Origin of the sequence: Oceanobacillus kimchii X50 (assembly GCF_000340475.1) — a bacterium.
Classification (GTDB): domain Bacteria; phylum Bacillota; class Bacilli; order Bacillales; family Amphibacillaceae; genus Oceanobacillus; species Oceanobacillus kimchii.
The window spans coordinates 2,344,611-2,360,607 of sequence record NZ_CM001792.1; the positions used below are offsets into that span (position 1 = coordinate 2,344,611).

A 15,997-nucleotide genomic window follows, 5' to 3' on the forward strand; every position below is an offset into this window, starting at 1 on the left:
AATTTACCACGCATAAAAAGATGTGTCAACAACTTTTTTCGAGGAATTTCGCAAGGTTTATAGTTAATCTTGTCCTCAATTGGTGGATAACCATTGTAGCATCTATACTTAAAGAAGTCAACCCTGTTTATTTAAAATGTATCACTTAAATAAGCGAACTTTTATACTTTACTATAAATATTATTTTTTTACAAGCTTTTTTTAAAAAAACTATTAAAAACGTTAAATACTACAGTTTTTGCTATTGAGGTAGAAATATAAATATGTTTTCTAAAACTCGAATTTGTTCTAAATATAAAAAGATCCCAATTCTGTTTGGGATCTTTTTATATTAGAACAACACTCATTTGTAAAAACAAACGTTTCTAAAGTTATTTAGAAATTGTTTCACCTTTCCATTCTAGCATTCCACCGCTCATATTTTTCACATTAAAGCCTTGCTCTTGTAAAAATTCAGAAGCGTTATAACTTCTTCTTCCAGAGCGACAAATCATTATATATTCTTTATCTTTACTTAAATTCCCATATTCTTGTGTAATATCACCCAGTTTAATATGCTTAGCATTTTCAATGATTCCTTGCGCAACTTCATCATCTTCACGCACATCAACTAGTACTACATTATTTTCATTTTTTATCTTTTCTACTTCTTCCGGAGAAATTTCTTTAATTTCAGCCATGTTAATCCCATCCTTCTTAAAGTCAAGATTTTCTAATTTTAATATTACTTGGTTTAAGAATAGGATGCAATATCTTTGATTAAAATAAGCCTACTTAATAATTAATAAAAGGCGGTGACCACATGCTGTACTTTTTTTCACTTCTATTAACTCTTTCTATGATAAGTCCTGTAGTTGAACAGCCGACAGATCCGATTTCTATTCATTCATATCATGAAGATGTAACCGGTGATGGTCAGAGCGATACAATTGATTTAAAAGGCGAACTATTTGCTCCTGATGGCCAATATTATCAGCATATATGGGCTGATATTACCGATGTAAATAATCATTCTTGGACAATCCCTTATGGCGGAGGTTATGAACCTTCTTTACAATTCGTTGATTTAAACCATGATAACCAAAATGATATTTTTTATCAGAGTGCTACAGGTGGTAGTGGTGGTTTATATACAAGTAAACTCCATACAATCGAAAATAATCAGTTGATAGAAATTCCATTACCAAACAATCAGTCAATAGAAGGAAAGTTTATTGATAATTTCAAGGCATCAATATCTTTACTTCCTGGAGAAGATCCAATTATTATTGATTTATCTGATCGCAAAAAAGAATATATCCGACTCAATATTTATGATGACAAAGGAAATTTATTAGAACCTACTTCATTAATGATAGACCCAGTTGCTATGTTTGAACCTGTAGATCTCAGTGAAAGAAATGGATATGGTTTAAAAAGTTATCAACAAATTAGTGGAGCTTATCATGCAGATGGAATCGGTGTTGTAGAATCACTATGGTATTACGAAAAAGGAAAATGGAAATTATTAAAAACCACATGGAAATCAGATAACGCAACGGAAGAAATACCAGAGGAAAATAAAAATGAATAATCATTAAGAAAAGAAGCATTGGCCAATTACATGCCAATGCTTCTTTTCTTAATTTGCTACTACATTTACAAGCTTTCCTGGCACAACGATAACTTTACGAATAGTTTTTCCTTCTAACCATTTTTGCATGCTTTCGTCATCTAGTGCTGCTTTCTCAAGAGCGTCCTTGCTAATATCAACAGGAACGTGAATCTTAGATCGAACTTTACCCATAATTTGTAGAACAACTTCCACTTCATCTTCCACTAACTTTGATTCATCATATGCTGGCCATGTAGCCTTACTAATCGATTCAGAATGCCCAAGTTTTTGCCAGATTTCTTCACTTAAATGAGGTGCAACTGGCGATAACAATTTAACAAAGCCTTCCGCATAATTTTTAGGGATTTTATTCGCTTTATAGCACTCATTTATAAATACCATCATTTGCGAAATACCTGTGTTGAAATGCATATTCTCAAAGTCATCTGTCACTTTTTTCACAGTCTCATGATAAATCTTATCTAATTCCGTTGATTCATCATCAATAATTTTATCTGTAAGGGCACCATCATCACCTACATACAATCTCCATACACGATCTAAAAATCTACGTGATCCATCTAATCCATTTGTGGACCAAGCAACCGAAGCATCTAGTGGTCCCATAAACATCTCATATAGACGTAGTGTGTCTGCACCATGAGAATCGATTATATCATCAGGATTTACTACATTTCCTTTTGATTTACTCATTTTCTCGTTGCCTTCACCAAGAATCATTCCTTGATTATATAGCTTCTGGAACGGTTCTTTTGTGGAAACAACACCAATGTCAAATAAGAATTTATGCCAGAAACGAGCATACAGCAGATGGAGTACCGCATGTTCTGCTCCCCCAACATAAATATCAATAGGAAGCCATTCCTCTAATGCTTTTGGATCTGCCAATTGCTCTGTATTATTTGGATCAATGTAGCGTAAGAAATACCAGCAGCTCCCTGCCCATTGTGGCATTGTATTTGTTTCACGGCGACCTTTCATACCAGTCTCCGGGTCAACTACATTCACCCAATCAATATTATTTGCTAATGGCGATTCTCCCGTTCCTGAAGGTTTAATCTCAGAAACCTGAGGAAGTGTCAGTGGCAATTCCTCATCCGGAACTGCCGTCATTGTACCGTCTTCCCAATGAATAATCGGAATCGGTTCCCCCCAATAACGTTGACGAGCAAACAACCAGTCACGTAGACGATAAGTTATTTTCTTCTCGCCACTACCTTCAGTTTCAAGCCAATTAATCATTTTTGTAATTGCTTCTTCTTTGCCCAAGCCATTTAAGAAATCAGAATTAACATGTTCACCATCACCAGTATAAGCTTCTTCATCTACATTACCACCAGCAACTACTTCTTTAATAGGTAAAGCAAATGTATTTGCAAATTCATAATCGCGTTCATCATGTGCAGGAACAGCCATAATTGCACCCGTCCCATAACTCATTAATACATAATCCGCCACCCAGATTGGCATTTCTTCTCCATTTACCGGATTAATTGCATAAGCACCGGTAAATACACCTGTCTTATCTTTAGCTAAGTCTGTTCTTTCCAAATCTGATTTGGTCTGTATTTCATCTAAATAGTTGTGAACTGCTTCTTTTTGATCTGTCGTTGTAATTTCTTTTACTAATGGATGTTCCGGTGCGACAACAGCATATGTTGCTCCAAATAATGTATCAGGACGAGTAGTAAATACAGTAAACGTACCTTCATTTCCTTTAATAGAGAAAGTAACTTCTGCACCTTCTGAACGTCCAATCCAATTTCGTTGCATTTCTTTTAGACTATCTGGCCAATCTAATTCATCCAAATCTTCTAGTAAACGATCTGCGTATGCAGTAATTTTTAGCATCCATTGTTTCATTGGCTTACGGATTACAGGGTGCCCGCCTCGTTCACTCTTGCCATCAATCACTTCTTCATTTGCAAGAACAGTACCAAGGGCTGGACACCAATTCACCGCTACTTCATCCATATAGGCTAGATCGTTTTCATATAATTTTTTAAAGATCCATTGCGTCCATTTATAGTAATTTGGATCAGTTGTATTTATTTCTCTATCCCAGTCGTAAGAGAAACCTAATTCTTTTATCTGACGTTTAAACGTATTGATATTTTGATTTGTAAATTCTGCAGGACTATTACCAGTGTCAATTGCATATTGCTCGGCCGGGAGACCAAATGCATCCCAACCCATTGGGTGCATTACTTCATATCCTTGCATACGTTTCATACGGGCTAAAATATCTGTAGCGGTGTATCCCTCCGGATGTCCTACATGTAATCCTTGCCCTGATGGATAAGGAAACATATCTAATGCATAAAACTTTTCCTTATTGGAGAACGTATCAGTTTTAAATGTTTTATTATCTTCCCAATAATTTTGCCATTTCTTTTCTATTTGACGATGTTGAAAACTCATGTGAACCCTTCCTTTCATAGTTAAACTGTGTACACTATAATCGTAAGTAAACTAAAAAAAGCTACTCATCCCTCATAAATAGGGACGAGAAGCTTTTATTTCCCGCGGTACCACCCAAATTAGTGTCTTATTGGACACTCACTTGACATCGATAACGTTGATGAAACGGCAATAGTTACTTAAGTTCACTACTGCAACATCCAAGGTGAGTTCGTATGATTATCATCAACAGTTTTCACCAACCACTGTCTCTCTTTTCCGATGAGTTACACACTACTAGTCCTTATCATAGTCGTTAATTGATTTAATGGAATTATAATTAAAATAATTTACAATGTCAAGAAACGATCGAAATATAATCATAGTATATACATTTTTCTCAAATTGGAAACCTACTTTTATTTATTTATCAATATTAGGCATGCTAAAATATAAGTATTATCAAAGTAAATGGAGGATAATCTTCTTATGTTAAAAGGGATATTACATTTCGCCCATTATTTATTAGAGGAATCGATCGACGAAGGTGAAGTTGTTATCGATGCTACATGTGGTAATGGTAATGACACGTTATTTTTGAGTCGAGTAGTTGGAAAAAGCGGTCATGTTTATGCATTTGATATTCAACAGCAAGCAATTCAGAATACAAAACAAGAATTGGAGAAATATCATAGAGAGAATGTTACTTTAATACACGGTAGTCACTCGCTAATTGATGATAATGTACAGCAAGATGTTATCGGAGGAGCCATTTTTAATTTGGGGTACTTGCCACGTAGTGACAAATCAATTATAACAAAACCCGATTCAACAATAGAAGCTATACAAAAAATATTAGCAAAGCTGAAGAAGGATGGACTCATTGTAATTGTTGTATATTATGGTCATGATGGTGGTGCTAATGAGAAAGAGGCAGTTTTAAAACATGTGGCTAATTTAGATCAAAAATTATATAACGTCTTACAATATGGATTTGTGAACCAAAAAAACAATCCTCCTTTTATTTTAGCTATACAAAAAAGGTGAGATATCACTTTTTCTTAAGGCAGCTGATGATCTCCTCAGGTTCATAAACTGGAGTCCCAGCTTGCCCTTTTTACTATAGAGGTTCTAACCAAACTTATAATAATTATTATGTTAATCTCTTTATCTTCTAACTTGTCGTCCCATAAAATAGTAATATAAACAGCAGGTTCATAAAATGACCAACGGTTAGAATTATAAAAAGAAACAAACCAGAAATTAGAACTTTTTTTAGTTGGTTTTTAATTTGTAATACGATACGTAACAATATATAAAATGAAATCAACATAAAGGGTATCGAAAATAAATATCCAAATACAGTTACCCAACTAAATAAAGGATTTTCTGCCACTTTAATAATCGTTTCGCTTTGCTCTATAAACGCTAAGCGCTGATTATATCCTATAATAAAAATGATAGATAATATGCTGTAGTAAGCAAATGAAACTATCTTTAACCATTTCGCTTCATCATTTGTTAATATATATAAACCTATAAAAAATAATATGCCAATAATCAATTGGATCATCATCCAATACCGCTCCACTTCTATATCTTGAATTTCAACTTTTTTATTGTATCATAAAATAAAATTCAAGAAAGAGGAATTTTTCACTACCAAGTCGTTTTTACTTCCTCTAATTCTTCTAAAGTGATGGCTGAACGTTGCATTGAAGGTGGACAAACCGTATTATATTCTTTAATGCGCTTATTAATTTTTTTTAATTCCTTTTCATTACTGACGTTATGAAGTTGTATGGCAATATCTTTTTGAAGCTTTAACCAATAAGGAAGATAACCAGCATCCTTTGCGATCTTCTGGAAGTTCTGAAATAAATTACGTTTCACATAATCCTTCGGCAAAGGTTTCCCCATTCCCTTTAAATCTTTTCTATCCATTTCACCAGAATCCTTTAAAATATCGCCTATCAAGTCATTATATTTTCTATCCATCTCTTAACTCCTTTTTTCGAATTGGCCAATCGAACCATTCACCATGGGGATGAGTATCAATTTTAAGTTCTTCATTCCTGCTACCATTGATATAACTCTCTACATGCAACTGCCCATCCCAAATATTATTATAAATATGAAAAACATCTCGTCTTTTCCCAATTTTAGAAACACTCTCTAATAAAGTGTGACGTTGTTCAATAGTAAGTTGATTCGCAACATGTGTATGAAAGATACAAAGTAAAGATTCAGTATCACATTCTATCGCAAGTTCTTCTAGACAACTCAAGGCATCCGCTTCTATTAACCTTATTGACTCATCCGACTTATTAAATTGAGCAATAGCTTTATCCAACACTTCTATTCTATGCAGATTCTCTGGCCAAACTAATGATTTTAACCATCTTACATCATCTTCTTCTAATAGATTCAATACATGTAAATCAATACCTACCCTATCCTTGATTGGCAATTCTTTCGATAAAAAAGATGGGATATCTCCTTCTCTTACAAGTGATCTTAGTGTCAATTCAGAATTAATATTTCCAACTTTGTTTTTACTATTATTATATGCATATGCATACTGATCACATAATAGTTGCAATCCAGCACTTGTACCAATTTCAATTAAAGACAATCGGGTGCCTATTTTTTCATAAATATAATGCAATACAGGAAATAAATAAGCGCATCTGTTCACTTCATTTGTTTGTACGTAATTTGTAGTTAGCCGTTGGATGACATCTTGTTTATTATTTATTACAAAATCCTTAAAATAAGGGTAAGAATCATGAGGAACTTTCACCTCTTTTGTAAATTCTGGGTAATAGTTTTTTAGTGGATGATTATTTTGTATATAAAGTAAATCTTTAACTGAAGCAAATAATAAATTCGCTACAGGCTGACCCTCGGGGATAACTGAACAGATATCGATCATTTCAGGATCTTCGGCAATTTGTAAAGATAAAATTGAATAAAGTGGGCTTTTATCTTTTACTTCAATTTCACCAAAATGCTTGAATCTATCCTCTAAATTCATTATTCCATACCTCCAATGTGTAAGTTCGATACATTTATATATTCGTCAATAATTCTTTAACACCTCTATTTAACTTTTTTCGTTACATTTTAAATTTGATATACTTTAAAATATTGCTAGTACACAGGAGGTTTTATTGTGATTGAACAGTATAATAATATCTACCCAACGATTCATCCCACAGCATTCATTGCAAAAGATGCTGTAGTTAATGGAGATGTAATGATTGAAGAAAATGTAAGTATTTGGTTCCATACAGTAATACGTGGTGATGTATCAAAAACAACCATTGGAAAGCGTACGAATATTCAAGACCTCTGCATGCTTCATCAGAGTCCAGGGCAACCACTTGTCATTGAAGATGATGTAACAGTAGGACATCAAGTAACACTTCACTCTGCAATTGTTAGAAAAAAAGCTTTAATCGGAATGGGATCAATCGTACTAGATGGAGCAGAAATTGGCGAGAATGCTTTTTTAGGTGCTGGTAGTCTTGTTCCTCCGGGTAAGAAAATTCCTGCCCATACCCTTGCAATGGGAAGACCTGCTAAGTTTGTACGTGAATTGACAGAAGATGATTATAAAGAGATGGCACGTGTCAGAAACTCTTACGTAGAGAAAGGTCAATACTATAAAAAAAATACAAATATGGGGAAATAATAGGCTTTATTCACTAACGAAATAACTGACACTCTTAAGGATACACTCAAAAAACCAAATATCCTTAAGGAGTGTCGCCTATTTTAATCATTCATGATATCTTTTCTCTTATTTTCTCTTCTATTGTAATTCCTGTTTACTCGCAAAGTATTTTAATTTCTTTAAAGCACGGTAAGATAACGACTTTGTGGTACCATATGGAATGTCTAATTGTTCTGAAATTTCCTTGAAACTGAAAGCGTAATAAAATCGGAGCATAATAATGGTTCTTTCTTTTTCATTTAGACGATCTAATAATTGCTCCACTGTTATCTTTAAGGGAATATCCAAATCATAATAAGCTTTAGTAGACACTTTTTCTGGTTCCATCATGATCATTTTTTTATTTTTCCTGATCGTATCAAGTGCACAATTTATGGTTATTTTCGTTATCCAAGTCTTGAAATATTTTGGGTTTCTTAACTCTGGTAATTTTTCATACGTTCGATAGGCAGTCTCTTGGATTACATCATATGTATCATTAGAGTTCTTAACATATGTATTTGCAATCCGGTATAAATTTTTCTCACAACTATGAAATAAAGTCATAAATGATTCTTGGTTACCTTTCTGTGCTTCTTCTACAAGTTCAATGATACTACCACCTGCTTTGCAATATATAATATAATATTTGTCATAATATCATATTAAGCAGTTATGAATTTTCATAAATCAGTAAACTTACCAGAAGAATTTAACATAATTTCATATTTTTCAGATAAACATATGAAAATTTTCCTCTATATTAAGACAATATTATAAAATTCTATTAAAAATTGACGTTTAGTTGAAAATTAATTATTTATGACAAATGAACGTCACAATGTTACTCGGTTTGATTGCTAATAAAAAAACTACCATCCTACAAAGAGATGATAGTTTTTTAAATCAATAAATCAATTAATTATTTATTTAGTTAATGCAATAAGCTCTTCCGTTTTATCTGTTTTTTCCCATGGGAATAAAATATCTTTTCGACCAAAGTGACCATATGCTGCAGTATTTTTAAAGATAGGTTTTCTTAAATCGAGCATTCGGATAATTCCCGCTGGACGGAGATCAAACAATTCTCGAACAGCTTCTACTAAACGATCTTCACTAACTTTCCCAGTTCCAAATGTATTAACTGCAATGGATACTGGTTGTGCCACACCTATAGCATAAGCTAACTGAACTTCACAAGATTTAGCAAGTCCTGCGGCAACAATATTCTTAGCAACATAGCGCGCAGCATATGCTGCCGAGCGGTCTACTTTTGTAGCATCTTTACCACTAAAAGCACCCCCACCATGTCTAGCGTAACCACCGTATGTGTCTACAATAATTTTTCTTCCGGTTAGCCCTACATCACCTTGTGGACCTCCAATTACAAATCGACCAGTTGGATTAATAAAGTATTTTGTTTTATCATCTAACAATTCATTAGGAACAACTGCTTGAATTACTTTTTCAATCATATCTCTTTCAATTTGTTCATTTTGAATCTCTGAATGATGTTGTGTAGATATAACGATAGTATCAATACGTACAGGTTTGTCATTCTCATCATATTCAACGGTTACTTGTGTCTTACCATCTGGACGAAGGTAATCCACAATCCCTTCTTTTCTTACATCCGCTAATCTTTTAGATAATTGATGTGCTAATGAGATTGGTAATGGCATTAATTCTTCAGTTTCATCACAAGCATATCCAAACATAAGTCCTTGGTCACCAGCACCAATAGCATCAATTTCTTCTTCACTCATTTTACCTTGTCGAGCTTCAAGTGCCTGATTTACTCCCCCTGCAATATCTGCAGACTGTTCATCAATAGCAGTTAATACCGCACAAGTTTCAAAATCAAAGCCATATTTAGCACGTGTATACCCAATATTTTTTACTGTTTCACGAACAAGTGCAGGTATATCTACATAAGTAGAAGTGGAAATTTCTCCTGATACAAGAACAAGTCCTGTAGTTACTGTTGTTTCACATGCAACCCTTGCATTCGGATCTTTTTTTAAAATTTCATCTAAGATAGCATCTGATATTTGGTCAGACATTTTATCTGGATGTCCCTCAGTTACTGACTCTGAAGTAAATAAACGTCGATTTGCAGCCATAAGGCTAAACTCTCCTTTAATATGTTGTTACGGATCTCTTTATAACTTCTATCCTATTCAAAGTGCCAATAAAAGCACCTCGTCCTTTCAAAAACGTGGTACCAAAAAATATATATTGAAAACAAAAAAAACTTCCCTTCAAAACATGAGGAAAGGAAGAATTATGGCCTTTCGCTCTTATTGTTCAAGGAATTATTATCCTTGCATCAGGTTAGCACCTTTTCACCGTAGTGATGGTTGCTGGGCTTCATCGGGGCTGTCCCTCCACCAACTCTGAATAAGAGTATCCGTTCAAGGTTAAGATTAACGAAAGGTGAGTTATCTGTCAACTAATATAGACCCTGTCACATCGAAAAAAATAATGCATAAAATAAATCTCAATAATAGTATGGACTATTAATTTTAATGTGTTATACTAATAATCAGATTTAGGTATATAAAGACCGTTATGAGTTACAAATTAAAACTACTATCACTAACAATAAGGAGATTATACCATGAAAACCGTTGATAAGTCTTATATGAAAGAACTTCAAACAAACCATATCCACCATAATTTATCGGTAGCACAACTTGTTGAAAAAATTCTTTATAGACAAGAAGGAGTACTTACATCTACAGGAGCAATTCGTGCCACTACAGGAACATACACTGGTCGATCTCCGGAAGATAAGTTTATAGTGAAAGATAAGGTTTCTGATCTACATGTCAATTGGGGTAAAGTAAATAAACCAATTCAAGAAGAAGTGTTTAATCAATTATTATCAAAAGTAATCAATTATTTAAATGAAAAACAAGAAATATTTAAATTTCAAGGGTTTGCTGGATCTGATCACACTTATCGGCTTCCTATTCAGGTTATCAATGAATATGCCTGGCACAATTTATTTTCTAGACAGTTATTCATTACTCCAACAGAAGAGGAATTATCCAAACACCAAGCAGAATTTACAGTTATTTCAGCTCCCGGATTTAAGGCCGACCCAGCTATTGATGGAACAAATTCAGAAACATTTATATTAATTTCTTTTAAAAAACGAATTGTACTTATTGGGGGCACCGAATATGCTGGAGAGATTAAAAAGTCAATCTTTTCTGTGATGAATTATTTATTACCACAGCAAGATGTGCTTTCTATGCATTGTTCTGCTAATGTTGGTCAAGAAGGAGACGTTGCATTATTTTTTGGTTTGTCCGGTACTGGTAAAACAACATTGTCTGCAGACCCTTACCGTAAACTAATTGGTGATGACGAACATGGTTGGAGTCCTAATGGCGTATTCAATATTGAGGGCGGATGTTATGCAAAATGTATCAATCTCTCGCAAGAAAAGGAGCCACAAATTTATAATGCGATCCGATACGGTTCGGTCTTAGAGAACGTAATTTTAGATGATAATAGTAGAGAACCTGATTACGATGATACATCATTAACGGAAAACACACGTGCTGCTTATCCGTTAGAGAATATTGATAACATTATTAACCCTAGTGTTGCAGGACATCCAAATACAATTATTTTCTTAACTGCCGATGCATCTGGCACGTTACCTCCAATTAGTAAGCTAACGAAAGAACAAGCGATGTACCATTTTCTAAGCGGATATACAAGCAAGTTAGCAGGAACAGAACGCGGGGTCACAGAACCAACAGCAACTTTCTCTGCTTGTTTCGGCTCTCCATTCTTACCATTAGCTCCATCTAAATATGCAGAAATGCTTGGTAAGAAAATAGATATGTTTGATACAAACGTATTTTTGATTAATACCGGATGGACTGGAGGATCATATGGAGTAGGTGACCGGATAAAACTTTCTTTCACCAGAGCAATGGTCCACTCTGCTTTAGAAGGAGAATTAAATTCAATAGAAACAATTACCGATGAAATTTTCGGGTTACAGATTCCTGCCCATGTCCCTGGAGTTCCTGATGAATTGTTAGTACCTAAACAGACATGGGGTAACAAGGAAGCATACGTGAAAGAAGCACAATCGCTAGCATTAAAATTTCATGAAAACTTTAAGAAATTCACACTAGCTAGTGACACAATCAAGCAAGCTGGTCCTTTCTATAAAGGATAAGCTAAAAGTGTTTACTCATCCCATTTAAGGATTTATATAATGAGTGAAATATTTGTTCGATACATGCGAACAAACCAGTCTCCACATGAGGCTGGTTTTTTTTGATTCGTTTATCTCCGAAGGCTCTGTCCAGTCGGTGTCGCTTATCTGTGAGAAATGCTTTTGACACGGCTAGCATTTCTCACCAGCGACTTCGCAACTTCCCTCCCCTTCCTTCGATAACTCATCATCCTCTATTCTTTCGGTGATTCGTTTATCTTCGAAGGCTCTGTCCAGTTCGGTGTCGCTTATCGGTGAGAAATGCTTTTGACACATATTTATATTTGGGCGCATACACTATTTTGATAAATTTTTTCACATTAGTTGAAGGGAACGGTGGGAATGCGTAAGAAGGGTTTTATAGTTAGTTTTATCGCTGTTCTAATCCTCTTGTCCGCTTGTAATCAAGAAACAACCACAAAAATAAAATTAGCAGAAGTAACAAGATCTATATTCTATGCTCCACAATACGTAGCTTTAGAAAAAGGTTTTTTTCAAGAAGAAGGTTTAGAGGTAGATCTACAAACCACTTGGGGTGGAGATACAACAATGACTGCATTGTTGTCGGATGGGGCTGATATTGCTTTAGTTGGTTCCGAAACATCAATGTATGTATACGCACAAGATTCAAAGGATTATGCAATAAACTTTGCTCAACTTACACAAACAGATGGAACGTTTCTTGTTGCAAAAGAAGCAGATGAAGATTTCTCTTGGGAAGATATAAAGGATAGTACATTTCTTGGCCAACGTGTCGGCGGAATGCCGCAAATGGTAGGAGAATATGTATTAAAAGAGAATGGAATTGATCCTCATGGAGATTTAAGCTTAGAACAAAATATTGACTTTGCAAATATTGCTGGAGCATTTGCATCTGGAGATTATGATTATGTACAGTTATTTGAACCTACTGCTAGCGTATTTGAAGCAGAAGGTCAGGGGCACATAGTTGCTTCATTCGGCGAAGAATCTGGAGTTGTACCGTATACCGTATTTATGACCAAACAAAGTTTTATGGAGGAAGAAGATGATGCGATTGAAGCATTTACTAGAGCAATTTATAAGGCACAACAATGGGTAGATGAACATAGCGCTGAAGAAATAGCAGATGTAGTCGCTCCGTATTTTGAAGAAACCGATATTGAAATGTTAGCTTCATCAATCGATCGCTATAAATCACAAGGTTCTTTTGCCACAGATCCAATTCTTGATGAAAAAGAGTGGAATAATTTACAAGAAATTATGGAAAAATCTGGTGAACTACCAGAAAATGTTCCGTATGAAGATCTTGTGAATACAGATTATGCAGAGCGTGTCATGTCAGAATAAAGAGGAGGAACTATCTTGTCATTTCTGACACTTGAGCATGTAACCCATTATTATTTTTCAAAAGAATCGTATGTAAAGGCATTAGATAATATCTCTTTTACTATGAAAGAAGGAGAATTTGTATCGTTATTAGGTCCTAGTGGTTGTGGAAAATCAACACTGTTATCCATTATTGCAGGCATTATACCTCAGACACAAGGCCAGGTACGCTTGCAGCAAGAAGAATTAATAAAACAAAACCAAGCGATTGGTTATATGCTTCAACAAGATTATCTTTTTCCTTGGAAAACAATAATTGAAAATGTACTAATCGGACCAAAGATTCACAATAATATAACAGATGAAATAAAACAATATGCAAGCACATTACTAAGTGAAGTAGGACTTAAGGATATTGAATCAAAGTACCCTTCTGAATTATCTGGTGGAATGAGGCAACGTGTAGCTTTGGTTCGGACCTTGATTAATGATCCAAAAATCTTATTATTAGATGAACCTTTCTCAGCTTTAGATTATCAAACCAAATTAAAACTAGAAGATCTTGTTTCCAACTTGCTAAAAACCTATAAGAAAACTGCAGTACTCGTTACACATGATATTGGAGAAGCAATCGCAATGAGTGACAGAATCATCTTATTAGATTCCCATCCTGGTTCCATCGCTAAAATATATGATGTTCCATTAGAACTTAGGGATGAAACTCCTTTTAACGTAAGAAAACATCCAAAATACCAATTACTTTTCGATAAAGTTTGGGAGCAACTAGAACAAAAAGATGATTCTTCAACAATAAGGGATGATAATCATGAATGATAAACAACTGTTTTTTAATTACCAACGAGGCTTAAAACGGGAGAGTAAAATCGTATTGACTTGGCAACTATCCATTCTCATTATTTTTATTAGTTTATGGGAAGTTTCAAGCCGATTGTACTGGATAGATCCTTTATTATTTAGTTCCCCTAGTAGAGTTTTTCAATTAATTATTCAACGATTCGCTAATGGTTCACTATTATCTCATATTCAAGTTACCCTGTTAGAAACAATCTTAGGATTTCTAATTGGAACCATAGGAGGAATAGTAATCGCAACCTTATTATGGGCTTCTAGACGCTTTGCAAGAATAATGGATCCTTATCTTGTTATCATGAATGCAATGCCAAAGGTTGCGTTAGGCCCAATTCTCATTGTTGCATTAGGTCCTGGTTACCTTTCCATTATTGCCATGGGATTCATTATTTCCGTTATCGTTACAACACTAGTAGTGTATTCTGCTTTTAATGAGGTCGATCCGAATTATCAAAAAGTAATGCTTAGTTTTGGAGCAACCAGGTGGCAATGCTTTAAAGAAGCTATTTTTCCTTCTGCATTACCCGCAATTATCTCAACGCTTAAAGTAAATGTTGGATTGTCTTGGGTAGGTGTGATTGTAGGGGAATACCTTGTTTCAAAACAAGGGTTAGGTTACCTCATCATCTATGGTTTCCAAGTGTTTGATTTTACTCTAGTGATGTCTAGCTTAGTAATTATCGCTATACTTGCGACGATTATGTATAAATTTGTAGAAAAAATTGAACAGTTACTCATACGAAATAGAAGCGTGTAAGCCATTATGACTTACACGCTTCTATTTATAAAAAGATTGATTTTATCCGCCTCATACAAGTATGAAGTACATCGTCTTTCATAATAAAACTATATCCCTTTCGTTTACGTACATTCTTTGGTATTACTGATAATAAAACTGGACCTTTCGTTTCATAATAAGTCTCCTGTTCAGTTAGCTTATGAATAATAGCAAAATATACATTTTTTATCACTGTATCATTTCTTCCATCCACTTTATATTGGCCAATATAATGTAGTGTTCCTACAGAACCGCCAGTTTCTTCCATAACTTCTCGAACCGCCGCTTGTTCTGCTGTTTCTCCAGGCTCTACCTTTCCACCAGGAAATTCAATCCCTCGTTCCTTATGTGCGGTTAGTAACCACTTATCTTTATAACGACAGATAACCCATACGTGCTTTGGCTCTCTCGAAAATGGATGATCCAAAAATGATAATTGTACTGTATTATTATAGAAATCCTTAAATCTATTCAAATCTTCCACTACTTTCTTTGATTGAAAATTACTGATATGTTACCTTAGAAATTTTCCAATCATGTTGAAACGTGAAATCCACTACCAATGTATATTCTCCCACCATTTCATTATAATTTCGTTGAGTTAATTGGATAGTATTTTCATCTTTTTTAATCATATCATAATCGTTTTCCTCTTGAAACCAAGATGGTGCATCCATGGGAATAATGTACATACCGTCTTGCTTTTCTTCAAAGTAATACGATACAAATTCTGAAGCCAATGTTTCTGTGGTATATTGTTCAAATGCGTGAATAAGTTCATCTTTCGTTTGATAAGCTTGTACTTTATAATTGCTGTCGACTTCTTGTATTAACGTATCCATAAAACCATTCATTTTTTCTGTTATAGTAGAATGATCGAATATTGATGATTCTTTCTCTAATTGAACAGAATTACTATTACTATGATTTTCAGCATTAACTACTTCTTCATGATTAAATGCGGAGAGTATAATTATACCTAAAAATGCAACTACACTAATTGGTAATATATAATACGTTTTTTTGTTCATTTTTTAAATACTCCTCCCATAAGTTAAGTATAAG

General features: G+C 34.3%; 16 protein-coding genes, 1 riboswitch and 1 other annotated feature. Of the genes, 7 read left to right on the forward strand and 9 right to left on the reverse strand.

Annotation, left to right across the window (positions count from 1 at the left end; genetic code table 11):
• Positions 1 to 371: 371 nt before the first annotated feature.
• The gene (locus tag C794_RS12205) at positions 372 to 680 is read right to left on the reverse strand and encodes a rhodanese-like domain-containing protein (RefSeq protein ID WP_017797419.1); all 309 of its coding nucleotides are present in this window, start codon (positions 678 to 680) and stop codon (positions 372 to 374) included.
• Between the two features lie 122 nt (positions 681 to 802).
• Here C794_RS12205 and C794_RS12210 point away from each other — a divergent pair, with 122 nt between their 5' ends.
• Positions 803 to 1,573, forward strand: a complete 771-nt coding sequence (locus tag C794_RS12210) for a hypothetical protein (protein WP_017797420.1) — start codon at positions 803 to 805, stop codon at positions 1,571 to 1,573.
• Positions 1,574 to 1,621: 48 nt separating this feature from the next.
• Here the strand turns inward: C794_RS12210 and leuS are convergent, their stop codons facing one another.
• On the reverse strand, positions 1,622 to 4,036 hold the full coding sequence (gene leuS / locus C794_RS12215; protein ID WP_017797421.1) for a leucine--tRNA ligase: 2,415 nt from the start codon (positions 4,034 to 4,036) through the stop codon (positions 1,622 to 1,624).
• A 77-nt stretch (positions 4,037 to 4,113) separates the two neighbouring features.
• Positions 4,114 to 4,335, reverse strand: a binding site (T-box leader).
• A gap of 169 nt (positions 4,336 to 4,504) precedes the next feature.
• Between leuS and mnmM the strand changes: the two genes are divergently transcribed.
• Positions 4,505 to 5,062, forward strand: a complete 558-nt coding sequence (gene mnmM, locus C794_RS12220; RefSeq protein ID WP_017797422.1) for a tRNA 5-(aminomethyl)-2-thiouridylate-methyltransferase MnmM — start codon at positions 4,505 to 4,507, stop codon at positions 5,060 to 5,062.
• 127 nt (positions 5,063 to 5,189) lie between these two features.
• Here the strand turns inward: mnmM and C794_RS12225 are convergent, their stop codons facing one another.
• From C794_RS12225 to C794_RS12235, 3 genes are all read right to left on the reverse strand, one after another.
• Positions 5,190 to 5,591, reverse strand: a complete 402-nt coding sequence (locus C794_RS12225; protein ID WP_017797423.1) for a hypothetical protein — start codon at positions 5,589 to 5,591, stop codon at positions 5,190 to 5,192.
• Positions 5,592 to 5,674: 83 nt separating this feature from the next.
• A complete protein-coding gene (locus C794_RS12230; protein WP_017797424.1) occupies positions 5,675 to 6,013 on the reverse strand; it encodes a DnaJ family domain-containing protein in 339 nt (112 codons plus the stop codon).
• The gene (locus C794_RS12235) at positions 6,006 to 7,052 is read right to left on the reverse strand and encodes a DUF2332 domain-containing protein (protein WP_017797425.1); all 1,047 of its coding nucleotides are present in this window, start codon (positions 7,050 to 7,052) and stop codon (positions 6,006 to 6,008) included. Before C794_RS12235 ends, C794_RS12230 begins: the two co-directional genes overlap by 8 nt.
• A gap of 138 nt (positions 7,053 to 7,190) precedes the next feature.
• Between C794_RS12235 and C794_RS12240 the strand changes: the two genes are divergently transcribed.
• Complete coding sequence (locus tag C794_RS12240) at positions 7,191 to 7,712, forward strand: gamma carbonic anhydrase (RefSeq protein ID WP_017797426.1); 522 nt, start codon at positions 7,191 to 7,193, stop codon at positions 7,710 to 7,712.
• Positions 7,713 to 7,832: 120 nt separating this feature from the next.
• Here the strand turns inward: C794_RS12240 and C794_RS12245 are convergent, their stop codons facing one another.
• Together C794_RS12245 and metK are read right to left on the reverse strand one after the other, a co-directional pair.
• The gene (locus C794_RS12245) at positions 7,833 to 8,300 is read right to left on the reverse strand and encodes a sigma-70 family RNA polymerase sigma factor (protein WP_017797427.1); all 468 of its coding nucleotides are present in this window, start codon (positions 8,298 to 8,300) and stop codon (positions 7,833 to 7,835) included.
• Between the two features lie 359 nt (positions 8,301 to 8,659).
• Entirely contained in the window at positions 8,660 to 9,856 is a 1,197-nt protein-coding gene (metK, locus tag C794_RS12250; protein ID WP_017797428.1) for a methionine adenosyltransferase, read from the reverse strand.
• A 174-nt stretch (positions 9,857 to 10,030) separates the two neighbouring features.
• Positions 10,031 to 10,140: riboswitch (SAM riboswitch) on the reverse strand.
• A 213-nt stretch (positions 10,141 to 10,353) separates the two neighbouring features.
• Between metK and pckA the strand changes: the two genes are divergently transcribed.
• The 4 genes from pckA to C794_RS12275 all read left to right on the forward strand — a co-directional run bounded on the left by pckA (position 10,354) and on the right by C794_RS12275 (position 14,911).
• Complete coding sequence (gene pckA / locus C794_RS12255) at positions 10,354 to 11,937, forward strand: phosphoenolpyruvate carboxykinase (ATP) (protein ID WP_017797429.1); 1,584 nt, start codon at positions 10,354 to 10,356, stop codon at positions 11,935 to 11,937.
• Between the two features lie 381 nt (positions 11,938 to 12,318).
• Positions 12,319 to 13,305, forward strand: coding sequence for an ABC transporter substrate-binding protein (locus C794_RS12265; protein ID WP_017797431.1), 987 nt, complete (start codon positions 12,319 to 12,321; stop codon positions 13,303 to 13,305).
• A 15-nt stretch (positions 13,306 to 13,320) separates the two neighbouring features.
• Entirely contained in the window at positions 13,321 to 14,118 is a 798-nt protein-coding gene (locus tag C794_RS12270; RefSeq protein WP_017797432.1) for an ABC transporter ATP-binding protein, read from the forward strand.
• The gene (locus C794_RS12275) at positions 14,111 to 14,911 is read left to right on the forward strand and encodes an ABC transporter permease (RefSeq protein WP_017797433.1); all 801 of its coding nucleotides are present in this window, start codon (positions 14,111 to 14,113) and stop codon (positions 14,909 to 14,911) included. The genes C794_RS12270 and C794_RS12275 overlap by 8 nt, the downstream gene beginning before the upstream one ends.
• Before the next feature lie 25 nt (positions 14,912 to 14,936).
• Here C794_RS12275 and ytkD read toward each other — a convergent pair whose 3' ends face one another.
• Together ytkD and C794_RS12285 are read right to left on the reverse strand one after the other, a co-directional pair.
• Positions 14,937 to 15,407 (reverse strand): RNA deprotection pyrophosphohydrolase, encoded by a 471-nt coding sequence (gene ytkD / locus C794_RS12280; RefSeq protein WP_017797434.1) that lies wholly within the window; start codon positions 15,405 to 15,407, stop codon positions 14,937 to 14,939.
• A 28-nt stretch (positions 15,408 to 15,435) separates the two neighbouring features.
• The gene (locus C794_RS12285; RefSeq protein WP_017797435.1) at positions 15,436 to 15,963 is read right to left on the reverse strand and encodes a hypothetical protein; all 528 of its coding nucleotides are present in this window, start codon (positions 15,961 to 15,963) and stop codon (positions 15,436 to 15,438) included.
• Between the last annotated feature and the right edge of the window lie 34 nt (positions 15,964 to 15,997).